The organism is Neobacillus ginsengisoli (assembly GCF_030813055.1).
Genome location: NZ_JAUSTW010000009.1, coordinates 222,904 through 236,969 on the forward strand (window position 1 = coordinate 222,904; position 14,066 = coordinate 236,969).

General features: G+C 37.1%; 16 protein-coding genes and 1 pseudogene. 5 read left to right on the forward strand and 12 right to left on the reverse strand.

Annotation, left to right across the window (positions count from 1 at the left end; translation table 11 throughout):
* Positions 1 to 176: 176 nt before the first annotated feature.
* Both J2S10_RS23195 and J2S10_RS23200 read right to left on the reverse strand, forming a co-directional pair.
* Positions 177 to 1,547: a PTS sugar transporter subunit IIC gene (locus J2S10_RS23195; RefSeq protein WP_307412813.1), complete on the reverse strand. Its 1,371-nt coding sequence runs from the start codon at positions 1,545 to 1,547 to the stop codon at positions 177 to 179.
* Between the two features lie 5 nt (positions 1,548 to 1,552).
* On the reverse strand, positions 1,553 to 1,861 hold the full coding sequence (locus J2S10_RS23200; protein WP_307412815.1) for a PTS sugar transporter subunit IIB: 309 nt from the start codon (positions 1,859 to 1,861) through the stop codon (positions 1,553 to 1,555).
* Positions 1,862 to 2,192: 331 nt separating this feature from the next.
* Here J2S10_RS23200 and J2S10_RS23205 point away from each other — a divergent pair, with 331 nt between their 5' ends.
* Complete coding sequence (locus J2S10_RS23205) at positions 2,193 to 2,921, forward strand: GntR family transcriptional regulator (protein WP_307412817.1); 729 nt, start codon at positions 2,193 to 2,195, stop codon at positions 2,919 to 2,921.
* A 147-nt stretch (positions 2,922 to 3,068) separates the two neighbouring features.
* The gene (locus tag J2S10_RS23210; protein WP_307412818.1) at positions 3,069 to 3,896 is read left to right on the forward strand and encodes an HAD family hydrolase; all 828 of its coding nucleotides are present in this window, start codon (positions 3,069 to 3,071) and stop codon (positions 3,894 to 3,896) included.
* A gap of 170 nt (positions 3,897 to 4,066) precedes the next feature.
* Here J2S10_RS23210 and J2S10_RS23215 read toward each other — a convergent pair whose 3' ends face one another.
* From J2S10_RS23215 to J2S10_RS23225, 3 genes are all read right to left on the reverse strand, one after another.
* On the reverse strand, positions 4,067 to 4,225 hold the full coding sequence (locus tag J2S10_RS23215) for a DUF3934 family protein (protein ID WP_307412820.1): 159 nt from the start codon (positions 4,223 to 4,225) through the stop codon (positions 4,067 to 4,069).
* A 60-nt stretch (positions 4,226 to 4,285) separates the two neighbouring features.
* Complete coding sequence (locus J2S10_RS23220; RefSeq protein WP_307412822.1) at positions 4,286 to 4,678, reverse strand: VOC family protein; 393 nt, start codon at positions 4,676 to 4,678, stop codon at positions 4,286 to 4,288.
* A 174-nt stretch (positions 4,679 to 4,852) separates the two neighbouring features.
* Positions 4,853 to 5,704: a pentapeptide repeat-containing protein gene (locus J2S10_RS23225; RefSeq protein ID WP_307412823.1), complete on the reverse strand. Its 852-nt coding sequence runs from the start codon at positions 5,702 to 5,704 to the stop codon at positions 4,853 to 4,855.
* Positions 5,705 to 5,889: 185 nt separating this feature from the next.
* Between J2S10_RS23225 and J2S10_RS23230 the strand changes: the two genes are divergently transcribed.
* Positions 5,890 to 6,096, forward strand: coding sequence for a hypothetical protein (locus J2S10_RS23230; RefSeq protein WP_307412825.1), 207 nt, complete (start codon positions 5,890 to 5,892; stop codon positions 6,094 to 6,096).
* A gap of 207 nt (positions 6,097 to 6,303) precedes the next feature.
* On the opposite strand, the pseudogene J2S10_RS23235 reads toward J2S10_RS23230, so the two are convergent.
* Both J2S10_RS23235 and J2S10_RS23240 read right to left on the reverse strand, forming a co-directional pair.
* Positions 6,304 to 6,396, reverse strand: a pseudogene (locus tag J2S10_RS23235) (nitroreductase family protein); the annotation flags it as partial.
* A 225-nt stretch (positions 6,397 to 6,621) separates the two neighbouring features.
* A complete protein-coding gene (locus J2S10_RS23240; protein ID WP_307412827.1) occupies positions 6,622 to 7,722 on the reverse strand; it encodes an FAD-dependent monooxygenase in 1,101 nt (366 codons plus the stop codon).
* A gap of 385 nt (positions 7,723 to 8,107) precedes the next feature.
* Between J2S10_RS23240 and J2S10_RS23245 the strand changes: the two genes are divergently transcribed.
* Positions 8,108 to 9,205, forward strand: coding sequence for a BMP family lipoprotein (locus tag J2S10_RS23245; RefSeq protein WP_307412828.1), 1,098 nt, complete (start codon positions 8,108 to 8,110; stop codon positions 9,203 to 9,205).
* 193 nt (positions 9,206 to 9,398) lie between these two features.
* Here J2S10_RS23245 and J2S10_RS23250 read toward each other — a convergent pair whose 3' ends face one another.
* Together J2S10_RS23250 and J2S10_RS23255 are read right to left on the reverse strand one after the other, a co-directional pair.
* Positions 9,399 to 9,941 carry an NADPH-dependent FMN reductase gene (locus J2S10_RS23250; protein WP_307412830.1) on the reverse strand — a complete coding sequence of 181 codons (543 nt, stop codon included), beginning with the start codon at positions 9,939 to 9,941 and terminating at the stop codon, positions 9,399 to 9,401.
* A gap of 361 nt (positions 9,942 to 10,302) precedes the next feature.
* Positions 10,303 to 10,650 carry a hypothetical protein gene (locus J2S10_RS23255; RefSeq protein ID WP_307412832.1) on the reverse strand — a complete coding sequence of 116 codons (348 nt, stop codon included), beginning with the start codon at positions 10,648 to 10,650 and terminating at the stop codon, positions 10,303 to 10,305.
* 218 nt (positions 10,651 to 10,868) lie between these two features.
* Between J2S10_RS23255 and J2S10_RS23260 the strand changes: the two genes are divergently transcribed.
* On the forward strand, positions 10,869 to 11,177 hold the full coding sequence (locus J2S10_RS23260) for a hypothetical protein (protein WP_307412835.1): 309 nt from the start codon (positions 10,869 to 10,871) through the stop codon (positions 11,175 to 11,177).
* 119 nt (positions 11,178 to 11,296) lie between these two features.
* Here J2S10_RS23260 and J2S10_RS23265 read toward each other — a convergent pair whose 3' ends face one another.
* The 3 genes from J2S10_RS23265 to J2S10_RS23275 all read right to left on the reverse strand — a co-directional run bounded on the left by J2S10_RS23265 (position 11,297) and on the right by J2S10_RS23275 (position 13,928).
* Positions 11,297 to 11,734: a YsnF/AvaK domain-containing protein gene (locus J2S10_RS23265; protein WP_307412838.1), complete on the reverse strand. Its 438-nt coding sequence runs from the start codon at positions 11,732 to 11,734 to the stop codon at positions 11,297 to 11,299.
* Positions 11,735 to 11,842: 108 nt separating this feature from the next.
* Complete coding sequence (locus J2S10_RS23270; protein WP_307412840.1) at positions 11,843 to 12,304, reverse strand: YsnF/AvaK domain-containing protein; 462 nt, start codon at positions 12,302 to 12,304, stop codon at positions 11,843 to 11,845.
* A gap of 238 nt (positions 12,305 to 12,542) precedes the next feature.
* On the reverse strand, positions 12,543 to 13,928 hold the full coding sequence (locus J2S10_RS23275) for a protoporphyrinogen oxidase (protein WP_307412841.1): 1,386 nt from the start codon (positions 13,926 to 13,928) through the stop codon (positions 12,543 to 12,545).
* Positions 13,929 to 14,066: the final 138 nt, after the last annotated feature.

The window sequence follows — 14,066 nt, forward strand, 5'->3', positions numbered from 1 at the left end:
TATTTAAGTCGTTAAAATTCTATGTAAGACCCCCAATAAATGTAGCAAATAGTAAAACACTTGGATCAGACCAAAAGCAAAGCCCTGAGTAGGAACGGGGTTGAAAACAAATACGATGATTCTGTTGTGCTCAGGGCTTATAGTAAATTTCATAGAATTAGTGTTTTTACCTGTTTTTATAAACTTAAGGTATCAGTTGGTTCGGTTGTAGTATTACTTTTTTCTTTCTTAGCTTCAATTCGACCCTGTGCAATAACAAAAGGCAAATAAATAAAGATGGAAATGGCTAAATTAACGGCCGCTAACACAGCACCTGAAATATGACCGCCAGTTGCCAGCAAACCGCCAATTATCGGTGGGGTCACCCAAGGAATTACAGCAACAACTGGATAAACTAAACCTAGATGGATAGCTGAATAGGATACGATCGTCATGATAATTGGTCCTAATATAAACGGGATGAACCAGATTGGATTTAAAACGATTGGAAGACCAAACAGTATGGGTTCGTTAATCTGAAAAATCCCCGGTGGTGTACCTAATGCAAGTAATTGTTTATGGCGTTTTCGACCGGCGATAAACATGGCAACTAATAAGCCAATTGTTGCTCCAGAACCGCCAAGAAAAACAAACGCATCGAAGAAATTGCCAGCAAGGACGTGATATTTGCTTAAATCATTCACGCCTTGTGCATACATATTTACATTATCTTGCCCTAGCTTCGTTAATAAAGGTGTGTAGATTCCTCCTAGTATGTTTGGACCGTGAAGACCAAAGATCCAGAAGACGTGAATCAAGAAAACGATCAGAATTGCGAACGGCATGGAATCTACTGCACCTGTGAGCGGTGAGACCAGTACTTTATTAATCCAATCATTGAGGTATGCACCATCACTGATAAATGTTCGTAAAATAAGTCCAAACAAACCTATTATAAATATCGTCGCCATTCCTGGGAGTAACTTTGCAAAAGAACGAGCTACAGCTGGTGGGACACCATCAGGCAACTTAATCACTAAATATTTGACTTTAGCTAAGCGGACGAATATTTCAGTTGCCACAATCGCTACTATGATCCCTGTGAATAAGGCTGTAGCATTGAAATAATTCCAGCTGACAAAACCCCACGCTCCCCCTGTCAATGCTTTGCCGCTTGCGGGAGTGAGTGTAACATTTGCTACTTGAGGAACTAGAACAAAAAAGGAAGCAGCGGACACAAACATTGCTTCGAAACCATCATCACCGTAAGACCTTGCTAGTTTATTAGCAATACCAAAAACGGCAAATATGGTCATGAAGGCAAGTGTTCCCCACCAAATATCTAACCCCAATGTCTTCCAATTCGTACCGAAAATGGATATCATAAATTTTTGGTAGTAATCACCAAAGCCCGGTACTGCACCTAAGTTAGTTAATAACACAGATAAAGAACCAATAATTGTAATTGCAATCATTCCAACCAATGCGTCACGAATCGCAAGAAGATGCCTGTTATTGCCGAGTTTATTTGCGAATGGCATAAAAAATTTATCAATAAAATTCATCATGTCCCTCACGCCCCTTTTAACAGATTGATTGCTTGTTTCAATACTTCCTCTCCATTGCAAAGTCCATAATGCATAGGATTTATAGATTCCACAGGAATTCCTTTCTTCTCTCCGACTTTCTTAAGCTGCGAAAGCAAATAACGAACTTGCGGTCCAAGAAGCAGCACATCAGCCTTCTCTATTTGGTTATTAACTTCTGTTGAACCAACTGCCCAAATTTTACAATCGATACCTTGAACTTTTGCACTTGCTTCCATCTTTGAAACTAAGAGACTTGTGGACATTCCGGCTGAACAACATAATAAGATTTTCATAAAATCCCACCTAAGCAAAAATGATAACGTTTACAAAAATGAAAAATAATTGCATTAATAAAAATGGAAATGGGCCAATTGAAAACGTAATTTAACAGTAATGCGGTTGTTTGACCTCCTCCCCCTTATGTAACGTATACCTTATTTTGAAAACGTAGTGTTGAATTGTTATAACCTAATTGTAATGACAATTCTGAATATTTACAATACATTTTTTATAAATTTGTTATCATTATTTTTATTTGTTATTACAAATTAATAAAATTTGTATTATTTCTATATTTGAGTCCTAATTTTTGTTATTCTAAGTATATTGAGGAGGACGTTCGATATGAAAGAATATGTGAAAGACGGAAATTCCTTGCACTTAAGAGTGAAAGAGGCAATTATTCAATTAATAAACGACGGTGAATATAAGCCGAACTCTCAGCTGCCGACTGAGGCTGAATTTTGCGAGAAATACGGGGTAAGCAGGACAACGGTACGAACTGCATTACAACAGTTAACAACGGAAGGTTATGTTTTTCGTAAAAGGGGAAGCGGCACCTTTGTTTCAGCCAACAAAGTAAAACAAATTTTAACAACAACTGTTGAACACTTTTCGAAGCAAATTAAGATGCAGGGCAAAAAGCCGTTAATTAAAGTTCTGAAATTGGAAGTAATACCGGCGGACGAGTATCTCAGTGAACAACTTAAGATTCGCGAGGGTGACCCCGTCAATATGCTTGAGAGGGTTCGTTTTGTCAATGAAGTACCTTTACAGTATGAAATTGCCTATTTACCCTGGTATAAAACTCCTGCTTTAAATCGAGATGCTTGTGAAAAATCATTATATAAACTTTTAGAAAGTCAATTTGGTTTGAAAATAAACAAGACAATCGAAACACTAGAATTGTTTACTGTTGACCAGGAGGCAGCAGATAAATTGAATATCAGCATTGGCGATCCATGCTTTGAGCTCGACACTCTGGCCTACCTAAGTGATGGGACAATTATTGAATACTCGAAAACAATTTATCGCGGCGATTTAGCCCATTTTGTAATTGAAAGAAACTACTAAAACATAGCAGGAAATCATTGCCTGCTTATTACAGATTGGTTCGAAAAATATGACATTCTATTTTAGCAACAACATCCATGCACTTTTTGTCCTATAAATCTGATATAGTAATCTTTAAGAAAAAATAGAAAGGAATTTAGATAAACAATGAAATGTATATCAATAGATTTAGATGGAACGTTATTAAATTCTGAACATGAAATTTCTGATGCGAATGTGAAAGCCTTAAATGAATTGCAAGAACTGGGACACTGCATTATTTTGAACACAGGTCGGGCTTATGCGGATGTAATTAAATTAAAAGCGGTGCAAAATATGGAAGTTCCTATTTTTTGTATTAATGGTTCTGTTTTATACTCAAAATCAAGTGAACTGCTTTATGAGGCTACTCTATCTGTTTCCACATATAAAGAAATATTCAAGATTTTAAAGGGGTTAGGTGTAGGAATTCTCGTATATACAAATTATGGCGGCTTCCCGTCCACTTTGCCACCATTACATGGTAAAAATAAAAAAGAACTCGATATCCTTTTTCAAGGGTACAATTATGATGAAATTCTGGAAAAAGATAATCTTAAAATCTATAAACTTATTGCTTTGGTACACCATGATCAATTGGAAAAGGTAGAAGAAGTAAAAACGGCATTAGCCGGTAAATTTCCGATTACAATGGCATCTTCTTTTCCTAATAATGTGGAAATTACTTCAAACGAAGCACATAAGGGAAAGGCATTATTACGTTACCGGCAAATGATGAATCTATCTTTTGATGAAATTATTGCGTTTGGCGATGGCGGCAACGATCTCGCACAATTTGAAGTAGCCACGACTTCGGTTGCAATGGGCAATGCACCACTTCAAATTCAGCAAAAAGCTGATTTAGTAACAAAGACAAATGATGAAGATGGTTTTGCTTATGCTGTTTGTCATCTATTACAATTATTAAACAAGGAAGAGGAACTATCAGTTAATTAGCTGGGAATTTCGATTATTACCATCCATGTTCACGCGAATCCGCTAGGCCTGTTTGCATAAATGAGAAACATGTCTAGCGGATTGCTGCATTTAAATTCATATATAAACAACCTTACACTTATATATTCATTTATTTCTTTCCTTATTGTAAAATCACTAAACATCAAATGTTAACTATTGCCGGCATCCTTTGACCCTTCCGATTTTTTAGCACTTTTGCTTACATAAGGTTTGGCACTCTTGGCTCTGTTGGCACTGGCTTGCCAACGATTCCAGCCCTTCTTGCCTGTTCCTCTACCTGTTCCACCTTTACCCTTAGGTTTATTCATATTAAAATCACTCCATTATTTTTGGACACCTGCGTGCCAGTAATTTTTTGTTTTGCTATTTTACTTCAATGGTGTAGCAACCATCCATACATGACCGAAAGGGTCTTCAATTTTTCCTACACGGTCTCCATGTGGCATATCCTGAATCGGTCTAAGGGAAGTTGAACCTGAATTCACAGCACGTTCTACTACATCGTCAACATTATCTACATATAAATAAATGATTCCTGGTTTACCGCCAAGCGATTTCGCCGCACGGTTGTGTCCGGGAAATTCATCGGCTATCATGATGTGTGCATTTCCAACCTTCACCTCAGCATGCTCAATTTTCCCATCGATCGTTACCATTCTGTTTACCTCGTCGGCGCGAAACACATTTTTGTAAAACTCGATTGCATTTTTAGCATCATTTACTGCCAACATCGGGATCGCTGTAGAAATATCCCTGCTCATTTATTAACTCCTCCTTAACAACCGAAATGCGCCACCCGATTTTTGAAGACCAAAGGACTCAACACCTTTTTCTATCATTGTTAGAAGTTGATTTTCCTTTCTTTTTCACGTGTTATATATGCCGGCACTTTTGTAATTTTTTTAAAATTCAGCATAACTCAATCCTTCTGAAGCTTATTTACTAACTTTAAACCAATGATGAGGAGTGTGTAAAGAAGGTGGTAATTTTGTATTATGATCTCCCTTAGCTGAGTTAATTTGTGCTTGTGTGAGAAAAATACTTCCTGTAAGATTAGCTCCGCTTAAATCAGCGTCTCTAAAGTCTGCACCGATAAGATCAGTCATTCTCATGTCAGCTTGTCTGAGGTCAGCTGCTATAAGCAACACTCCTCTTAAATCTGTCCCTCTAAGGTCGGCCCCTCTCAAATCTGCACCGATTAGGTCGCTTCCCTTCCTTATTTTTTTCAGATTTTTATTAGGAGAAACCTGTGCACGTACCAGTTCACTCGTTTGTTGAAGTAAATTATTAACAATCGCTCGATGAGCCGGTACATTAAGGCCCAGGATAGATTTTGGACTAAGATTCGTGAGAAATTCCGTTTCTTCTAGAGCAGCATGCAAATCTTTATAAATCGGCTGAGCTTCTTCTAAACTAAGTGCTTCATTTAAGTAACAAAGCATTTCCTGAAGTTGCTGCATAATCGGATATACCTCAAACATTTCCTTAGATAACTCAGGGTAATTTCGCCAATCGTTTCCGGAATACGTGACTTGAGAAACCTTTTGACCTGCGCCAAAGCATTCATATACAGCGCAGCCGCGAAACCCGTTTTTTCTGAGATTTTTATGTATACTGCAACGATAATCTGATTGTAAGTTTTGACAGGGAGTACCGGCATCTTTATCAATTGCAAAATCAGCAGATTTTGCATACGGCAAAGCTACACAGCACAAGCCAAAACAATTTTCACAGTCTGCCCTAAACTGATTAAGAATATTGTCGTTTTTCGTTAATTGATTTGACAATCCTTACACTTCCTTTAATAAAGCTATTACTTTTATAGTTTATCTGTATAATGGATAAACCTCTAATCATTATAATTTAGTAAATCTTTCTTAACAATTAGATATTCTTCTAAAATGGTTCATGTAGAAAAATGAATATTTCTCCATTTATTACATAACCTATTGCTGTTCAGGAGGTGAAAAATATGTCAGATCAAACATATAATAACAATCGTCGAGATGACCAAAGCATTTCAGAAAGCGTAAAAGATACTGCAGGAGCTGCATTCCACGGAGTTCATAATGCTTTAGAAGCAACCGAAAACGCCGCTATGAGTGCTGTAGACGGAACGGCAAACGCTGTAAACAATCTAACAAATAAAGCAAATGAAATAAAAAATTCCCTTGATTGAAGGGAATTTTTTATTTCTAATATTAAATTACTAACAATTTCAATTTTTCCTTGTCCGTACAGAGCGGACACCAAAAATCAAAACTAAACTGTCCACCCACTGCGGACAGATTGCAAAAAATGTCTTTTTATGGTGCCTGTCACCTTTTTTAAATATAATCAATCAACACATCGTCTAATGGTAAGCGTCTTCAAAAGCACTTCTTTATACATTTTCTACACTTTTATACATTTCTTTATCGCCCAATACCGCAATGACGGCAGATGCAGTTTCTACCTGCTCTTGATTGTTAGCGATTGCGTGATTTAGAAAATGAAGAATTAATTGTCAAAAAAATTAGAAATGGGTTAAAAACCGAAAAAAATCGAATTAAATTAAATATATCCTTATTAATACCCTTAATTTAGAGAAATTAAGGGGAGGTTTTATTTGCTATTTCCATAAAAATAGGTGCAGATAGCTGCACCTCTAAGTCTTTTTAAAAAAGTTGTCTTAAAATTCATCTGCTAACGATTATTAATAATTTCATTTAAGAACAAACTGCGCAAATTTTCCCGAAAATACTTCTTCTTGTTTTTTCTGCATTTCTTGTTGTTTTTCGATTTCCGATCTTCTGCTCTCTTCGAATACTTTCAATCGTTGTGCACTAATGTTTTTTTCTAAAAGCGCTTCGGTTAGGATTGGAGTCAACACATGTGCGTCTTTCATCCCGCAGTTTATTCCGATTGCCCCCGTAGGAGTCATTGTATGCGCTGCGTCGCCTATAATCACTAAACCGTCCTTTACCCATGTTTCACAACGGGAACTTTCTACCTTTAAGCAAACGAAATTTTTCCATGAATTTAGATGCTGCAACACTATTTCTTTTAATTCTGGGAAACTTTCAATCAACGGTTCAAGAAATGGCTTTAACTGTGTTCTTTTTAATGAAGAAAAGGAACCCTCTTCTATATTCCAGCCAATTTGGATGAACCCGCCGGTTTGTGTGAACAAAGCCAACTGATGGCCTTCAACAAGCAACATTCTTGTCGTTGGCTCCCAGCCTAACGGAGCGGGAATTTTTGCCCATAATACGTCATAACCATGTTTCATTTTGTTCACCGGTATATTCGCAAGCTTTCTTACAGTAGAATAACGGCCGTCAGCTCCTATGATTACTGAGCTGCTAATAATTAGTTCTTCCCCATCCTTTACTGCCTTAACACCAGTATAGAATCCATTTTCATCCTGAATCAATTCTGTTGCAGTTGTATTCAAAAGAAGACAGGAATTTTTATATGGTTCCGATTCTTGAACAATCGCATTCAGGATATGTGCTTGAGGGACGTGTATTCCCACATGCTCCTCCTGAGGAGTAGGTGTGACTTTATTAACGATTTGTTTTCCGGCAAAGAATTCGACCTTGTTCATTCTCAAAATTCCTTGTTCTTCAATCTTTTCAAACAATCCATGTTCTTTTAAGATTGCCTCTGTTTCAGCGTTAATATGTTCCCCTCTAAATTCTCTGATTCCCCCCGCAGAACGCTCAATAGTAATAGTGGACACTCCGTTTTTAGCTAATAAAAACCCAAGTAATGCCCCTGCAGGACCCCCACCAACAATACAAACATCTGCTTGTAAATTCATTATTGCCACCTTCTGGTCTCATTTATTATTCATCGTTCAGGATACATTCTGTACACTGAATCATTTATATTCGTTGTACGATATTCGTTTCTTCAAGTTAAACATTCTTTTTAAAACGATTATATTATTCTTCGAAAAAGTTTCTCCATAAGAAAAAAAGTTAACTATAGATTAACAAAAATTCTGTTGTTGGTCAATCCTATGTTCGATTATTATACTTGTCATATTGTTTTGATAAGATAATTCCAAAATAAAAATGCACATCGTTGAAATGGATGAAACTGTCCTACTCTCGGTAAACTAATTTAAAGCAAACAAATTTAGTTTTCGTTTGCTAGGAACTTAACTTGGTTTCTCATAACTACTAAATTTAGGAGGACATAACTTGAAAAAGCGTAAAATCGGTCTGGCATTATCGCTAGTGCTGGCAGCTGGAACACTATTAAGTGCATGTGGAAAGACTACTGATAATACCAATGCCGGCGGAAACAAAGCAAAAGGGTTCACTGTTGGTATGGTTACGGATATTGGTGGTATTGATGACAAATCATTTAACCAGTCATCATGGAAAGGGCTTCAAGATTTTGGTAAAGCAAACAATTTGCAAAAAGGCAAGAACGGATATGATTATCTTCAATCCCAATCTGATGCGGACTATGCAACTAACTTAAACACACTTGCCCGACAAGGTTTTGACTTAGTTTATGGTATTGGCTTCTTAATGCAAAATGATGTTGATAAAATTGCGAAGCAACAGCCAAAAGCGCATTTTGCCATCGTTGATGCTGAAGTGAAGGAACCAAACGTTGCAAGTATTCTTTTTAAAGAAAATGAGGGTTCATTCTTAGCGGGTGTTGTTGCTGGAATGACCACCCAATCAAATAAAATTGGTTTTATTGGCGGTATGGAAAGTGCGGTAATTGAACGTTTTGAATCAGGCTTTGTTGCTGGTGTTAAAGCAGCTAATCCCAATGCTACTGTAGATATTCAATACGCTGCAACCTTCACGGATGCAGCTAAAGGGCAAGCCATTGCTTCTAGAATGTACCAATCAGGTGATGATGTTGTATTTGCCGCTGCCGGTGCAACTGGTAACGGATTATTTAAAGAAGCACGTGACCGAAAAGCCAAAAATCCAAGTCAAGCAATTTGGGCAATCGGTGTAGACAATGACCAAAGTGATGAAGGTGTTGTAACTGCTGGAGGAAAACAAGTAAACGTTGTGATTACATCTGCAATGAAACGTGTTGACAATGCAGTACTAGACCTTACTACTAAAGCGAAAAATGGTAATTTCCCCGGTGGAAAAACAACAGTTTATGGTTTAACTGAAAATGGTGTTGGTTTAGCGCCACTTAACCCGGATGTTCCAAATAAAGCAGCAATTGAAAAAGCTGTAAGTGACTGGACAAGTAAAATTAAGTCTGGATCTATAAAAATTCCCGGCACCCGTGCTGAATTAAAAACATTTAGTGCTAAATAATAATTCTTATGCTGGAGGAAACAAACAGCAGCATAAGATCACAAAATGGCATGGTTTAATACCATGCCATTTTGTTCGAAATTTACTGTTATTTCATATGCTCATTCTGGTGTGATTTTATTTGAAAATCGTACTGTAATTTTGCTTTTTCACCAAATTATCGGAATTTACATCTTCCGATTAGAAATTGATTTTATCTCAAAGTTTTTAAAGCACCGCTCCAAGCGATAACTTGATCAAGCATTGCATTAACATTGTTCAGATGTAATGCAGCCGGTTTAAATACAGTTCCGTTTTCAAAATCAGTAAATAAGGATAAGGTTGGATGAACACGTACATCCGCTACGAGTAACTCACCTAAGATTCCACGTAAATGTTCAGCAGCACGGGCCCCACCTGTTGATCCATAACTCACGATACCTGCCGCCTTATTATTCCAAGCTTCGCGCGCTGAATCCAATGCATTTTTTAATGCGCCTGTAATGCTGTGATTGTATTCTTGGACAATAAAGACAAATCCATCTAAGCTAGCCAGTTTTTCATTCCAAGCTTGGATTCCTTGTTCTTGACCGGTACCTTCACCCAAAAATGGTAATTTGAAGTCTGCAATATCTACGATTTCATATTGTGCATCTCCACGTTTGTCTGCGATTCCTTTAACCCATTCTCCAACTTGTGGGCTAACGCGCCCTTGTCGTGTACTACCTAAGATGATCCCGATATTTAATTTTGTCATTGTTTCTTCCTCCTTATTATTTGTTCCACCAAATATTCTGCCTAAAAAACTCAATGCCTACACCTCCTATTTACTCTTTGTTGTTCTTCAACTGAAATCGATGAATTCAGTCCAGATTCTTTATCTGGCAAATCTTTTTCAGTTATGAAGGGTAATAAATCGTTAGTTGATGTGAATATAAAAATTCTTAATTAAGATATCTTTGATTAATATATTTTGAATTCGAGATAATAATAATACATATATTTCTTTTTGTCAACCAAAAAAAAGTGTCTTTACCATCCATATTCGATGATAAAAACACTTAAGTGCTGATGAAGAATCTCGAATTATTCTGCCTAATAAAATGGGTAATATATTCTTATCCGCGATGACCTGGTTCACGCTTACCGTTGTAAAAGCCTATTGCCATCTCGGTACCATTTATTATTTTTAAAAAAACCTCGCCTAGCCACCAATCACGCTCTTCTATTTCAAGATAGTCTTGTTGATTATATAGGACGTCTAATCCTATGGAAGTTAAGCTTACCTTTGAAACAGGTGCTTGATTTTGATAATTTGGTAACGGTCTATCGCATTCTAAAAGAGGATAAGGTCCATATGTTAGCCCGTTTAGAATGGCTGCAAAGTGGCGATCACAAATTCCATCAATGCTCCTTTGCTTACTTACGAAATGAAACAAATTCCGTAAAAGAGCATGTATTTTCATTAATATATTCTAAGACTATCGTTTCCACCTCATTTAACCCGGTTTTTACGGATGAAAAGTAGGTCAGGTGTGCCTGTAAGGCTTGTTTAAGAAAAGCAGTTTTTCTCCAGATGCAGCAATCCATTTTTCGATTTCAGTAGGATTCTAGGTTCCTTTAAAAAATGCATATTATCTTCATTCGTCGCATATCGTTTTAACTGGAAAGGAGGATTACAATTATGGCCAGTAACGATTTAAGCAAGAAAATTGAGAGCATTGCTCATCCAAAGGTGCGAAACATTGTAAGAGTTTGTGTGGAACAAGGCTGTAGATTCAGAGCCCATCCCAGCAATCCTAATTTAGTTAATTTGTTCGATCCTGTACGCGGGAAAAATATTATTGGGGATATTAATCTTTTAAGTCAAAGGGGTTATTTTACGCTAGAAGTGAATAATGGTCGTTTCAAGCCCTTTAGAAATGAAATATTGGGATTGGATATAGATTCGTCAAATTTTGAGGAACGTGTCCTACAACGGTTGAAGCGGTAATATTTTTAATAAATTTTGTTTTAGAGTCCTTTGTGCAGTTTTCACTTGGGACTCTTTTTCACATATATCATTTGTATTTCCCTGTAACCTATGTAAAAACCCAGCATGGTATACCCCTTTTAGGAATGCTCATTCTGAGTCTCATTGTCTTTAATTTTAGCATTCCCGATAATTTTCACATGAACTTTTTCACTTTTCAGGGTCGTTACAACATGCTCAATCTTAGGGAATTGCCGTTTGTAAATTTTGATATCTTCCAAAACCGTTGGATGTTTTATCACTTCAATGCGTTCTTCACTAATCGGAATTTGAATCGTTTTTGTATTTTCATTTATATTATCAGAATCAAAAATCTTATTTTCGATTACAAGGATTTCGCGGGTTACCGGGACGACGATTGTTTTTTCCTCCTTGATCACTTCTTTCCGTACGGTCACTGTTCCGGTTTGCACCCATTTTTTTATGATATCCAATTGTTCAGTACGTAGTTTAAGCTTCCCTTCCGTTTTCTGATTTGATAAAATATCGTTCGATTTTTTGCCTATATTCATTGACATTTTGCATCCTCCATAGTCCGTTTTTGAATTAAGGCATATACAACCATATTTAAGATTTTTTGAAAAAACACCTCTCAAAATTGTTTGTGAGGTGTTTTTATAATATTTTTACTCTAAATGGGAAATCTCCTCATCATTCACGATATTAGGGTCGCCGGTCGTTTCCACACGTGCTTCTTCTCTTCTAAGAGTTTCTTCAACATGGCGTGTTTCTTCAATTTCACGCTTGTAAGCAGAAACCTCACCTGTTACTACTGTATGTTTTCCAACTTCTACTCTTTCTTCATTGACAGGAATGTGAATAGTTTCTTCTTCACCAATTGGGGAATCACTCAGTTCATGATCGATAGCCCTTCTCTCAATAACCACTTCCTCATGCATGACCGGGACGTCAACCGCCTTTGTTTCTTCAACAATTTCCTTGCTCAGGATGACCTCACCTGTTTCAACCCGATCCTTGTCAATGTCTAATTCCTCTTGACGTAGAAGCAGTTTTTTATCATCAACTGCTTCTACCTTCTCATTCTTTTCATCCTTCTCATCCTCAAAAAAACCAAATAATTCGCTCATCGTTACCCTCCCTAAATTTTTAATTCATGTACAGAATGCTCCATTAGGATTTATCCTATCCCACCCACAACTTGGAAATTATATTGTTTCTTTTTAAAAAAGGGGGGTGTCAAAATAAATTTTAAAATTCGCAATCCTCTATGAAAGCCTTTAAAATTAATTTATATCAATATAAAAAGGGGAGGATAAAGATATGAAAAAATACAGAGCGGTTTTCTTTATTAAAAATTTTCATTAATTAAAGAAATTCTATGATCTTCTCTGCTGTACGGACCCCGTTTTCAACACAGTCCGGAATACCAACCCCATAATATGAGCACCCTGCAATGATAACTCCCGGGAAGGTTTCCGCCAATTTGTTTTCAAGCGCTTCCACACTTTTCGGATGGGTAATCAAATAATTCGGCATCTGTTCCGTCCAGTTTGTTACTTCACTTGCCACAGGTTCAGCGATAATCCCAAGGCCTTTGTGAATATCCATAAGGGCAACCTGAAGCAGTTGTTCTTCATTCATTTCTTTTAAAGCTGTAAACGAAGGATGGCTGCTTTTATAAAATAACCTTACCAGCAAGTTACCGGTTTCAGAGGTATGCTCCCATTTCCTGCTTGTCCAAGTGCAGGCGTTACACGACAATTCATCAGTGTTTGCCGCAATAAAACCGGTTCCGTCTGCCGGTAGGATACTGTCTGGAACATCAAAGCCCACATACATACTAATAAGTGAACTATTTTTAAAACCCGTAAATTCTTTTACAAGCTCTTCATCGCCAAATAATGTTTCCGCAGCGGTGTGAGGGATACTGAGCACCACAAAATCCGCTTCAATAATTTCATGGTTGTTTAATTTCACATGATAACGATTGTTGCTTTTTGTGATTTTGGCGGCTTTTGTATTCATTAAAATTTCAACCTCATCAAGCTTTGACTCATACGCATCAATCAATGAACGTAAGCCGTTTCTAAATGAAAGAAACTTCTTTTCTCCGTTACTTTGAAATCTCTTCTTATTTGCTTCAAAACCTTTTATTATGCTTCCGTATTCCTCCTTGTAATCAAGAAGGTAAGGAAGTGTGGAAGCGATCGTTAAGTCGCTTAGCTCACCTGAATATACACCTGAAAGAACTGGAGAAATTTGTTTTTCAACTAATTCTTTGCCAAAAAAATACTCCAGAAAGGTCCCGACTGAATCGCTTTTTGTGAACGTTTCGTTTTTTGTAAAAAAATCTTTTAATGCCTCCACTTTTCCTTCCGCTGAGACGAGTGTGCTATTGGCTAACGATTCGATACTTGCAGGGATTCCGAAGACGGAATCTGCAGGGATCGGCTTTAATTCCCCATCTGTATAAATAAAAGATCGGCCTGTGGAATTATAGACCACTTCTCTCTCCAAGCCCAGTTCATCGATGAACGGCATGCTGTTCGCTTTACGTGCGACAATGGAATCAGCTCCTGATTCCATCACAAAACTGCCGTCTTTTACCGTACGAATTTTCCCCCCAAGTTCACTAGATGATTCTACAAGAATAAGTTTTAAGTCAGCATGATTCGCCTTTTTCCATTTTTGTAATTCATACATGGCAGATAATCCGGTAATGCCTCCGCCAATTACTAGGACTGTTTTCACTTTGGACACCTCTGTTTATTTACATTAATAGTCCTTAACAGTGTACCATATCTCTAATAGTAGGTTGAAAATGATGGCTCCTTCCTAAAATTGGCGTATCTCTTGATTTACTTAAATAAAAATCAATGATATTCCCTT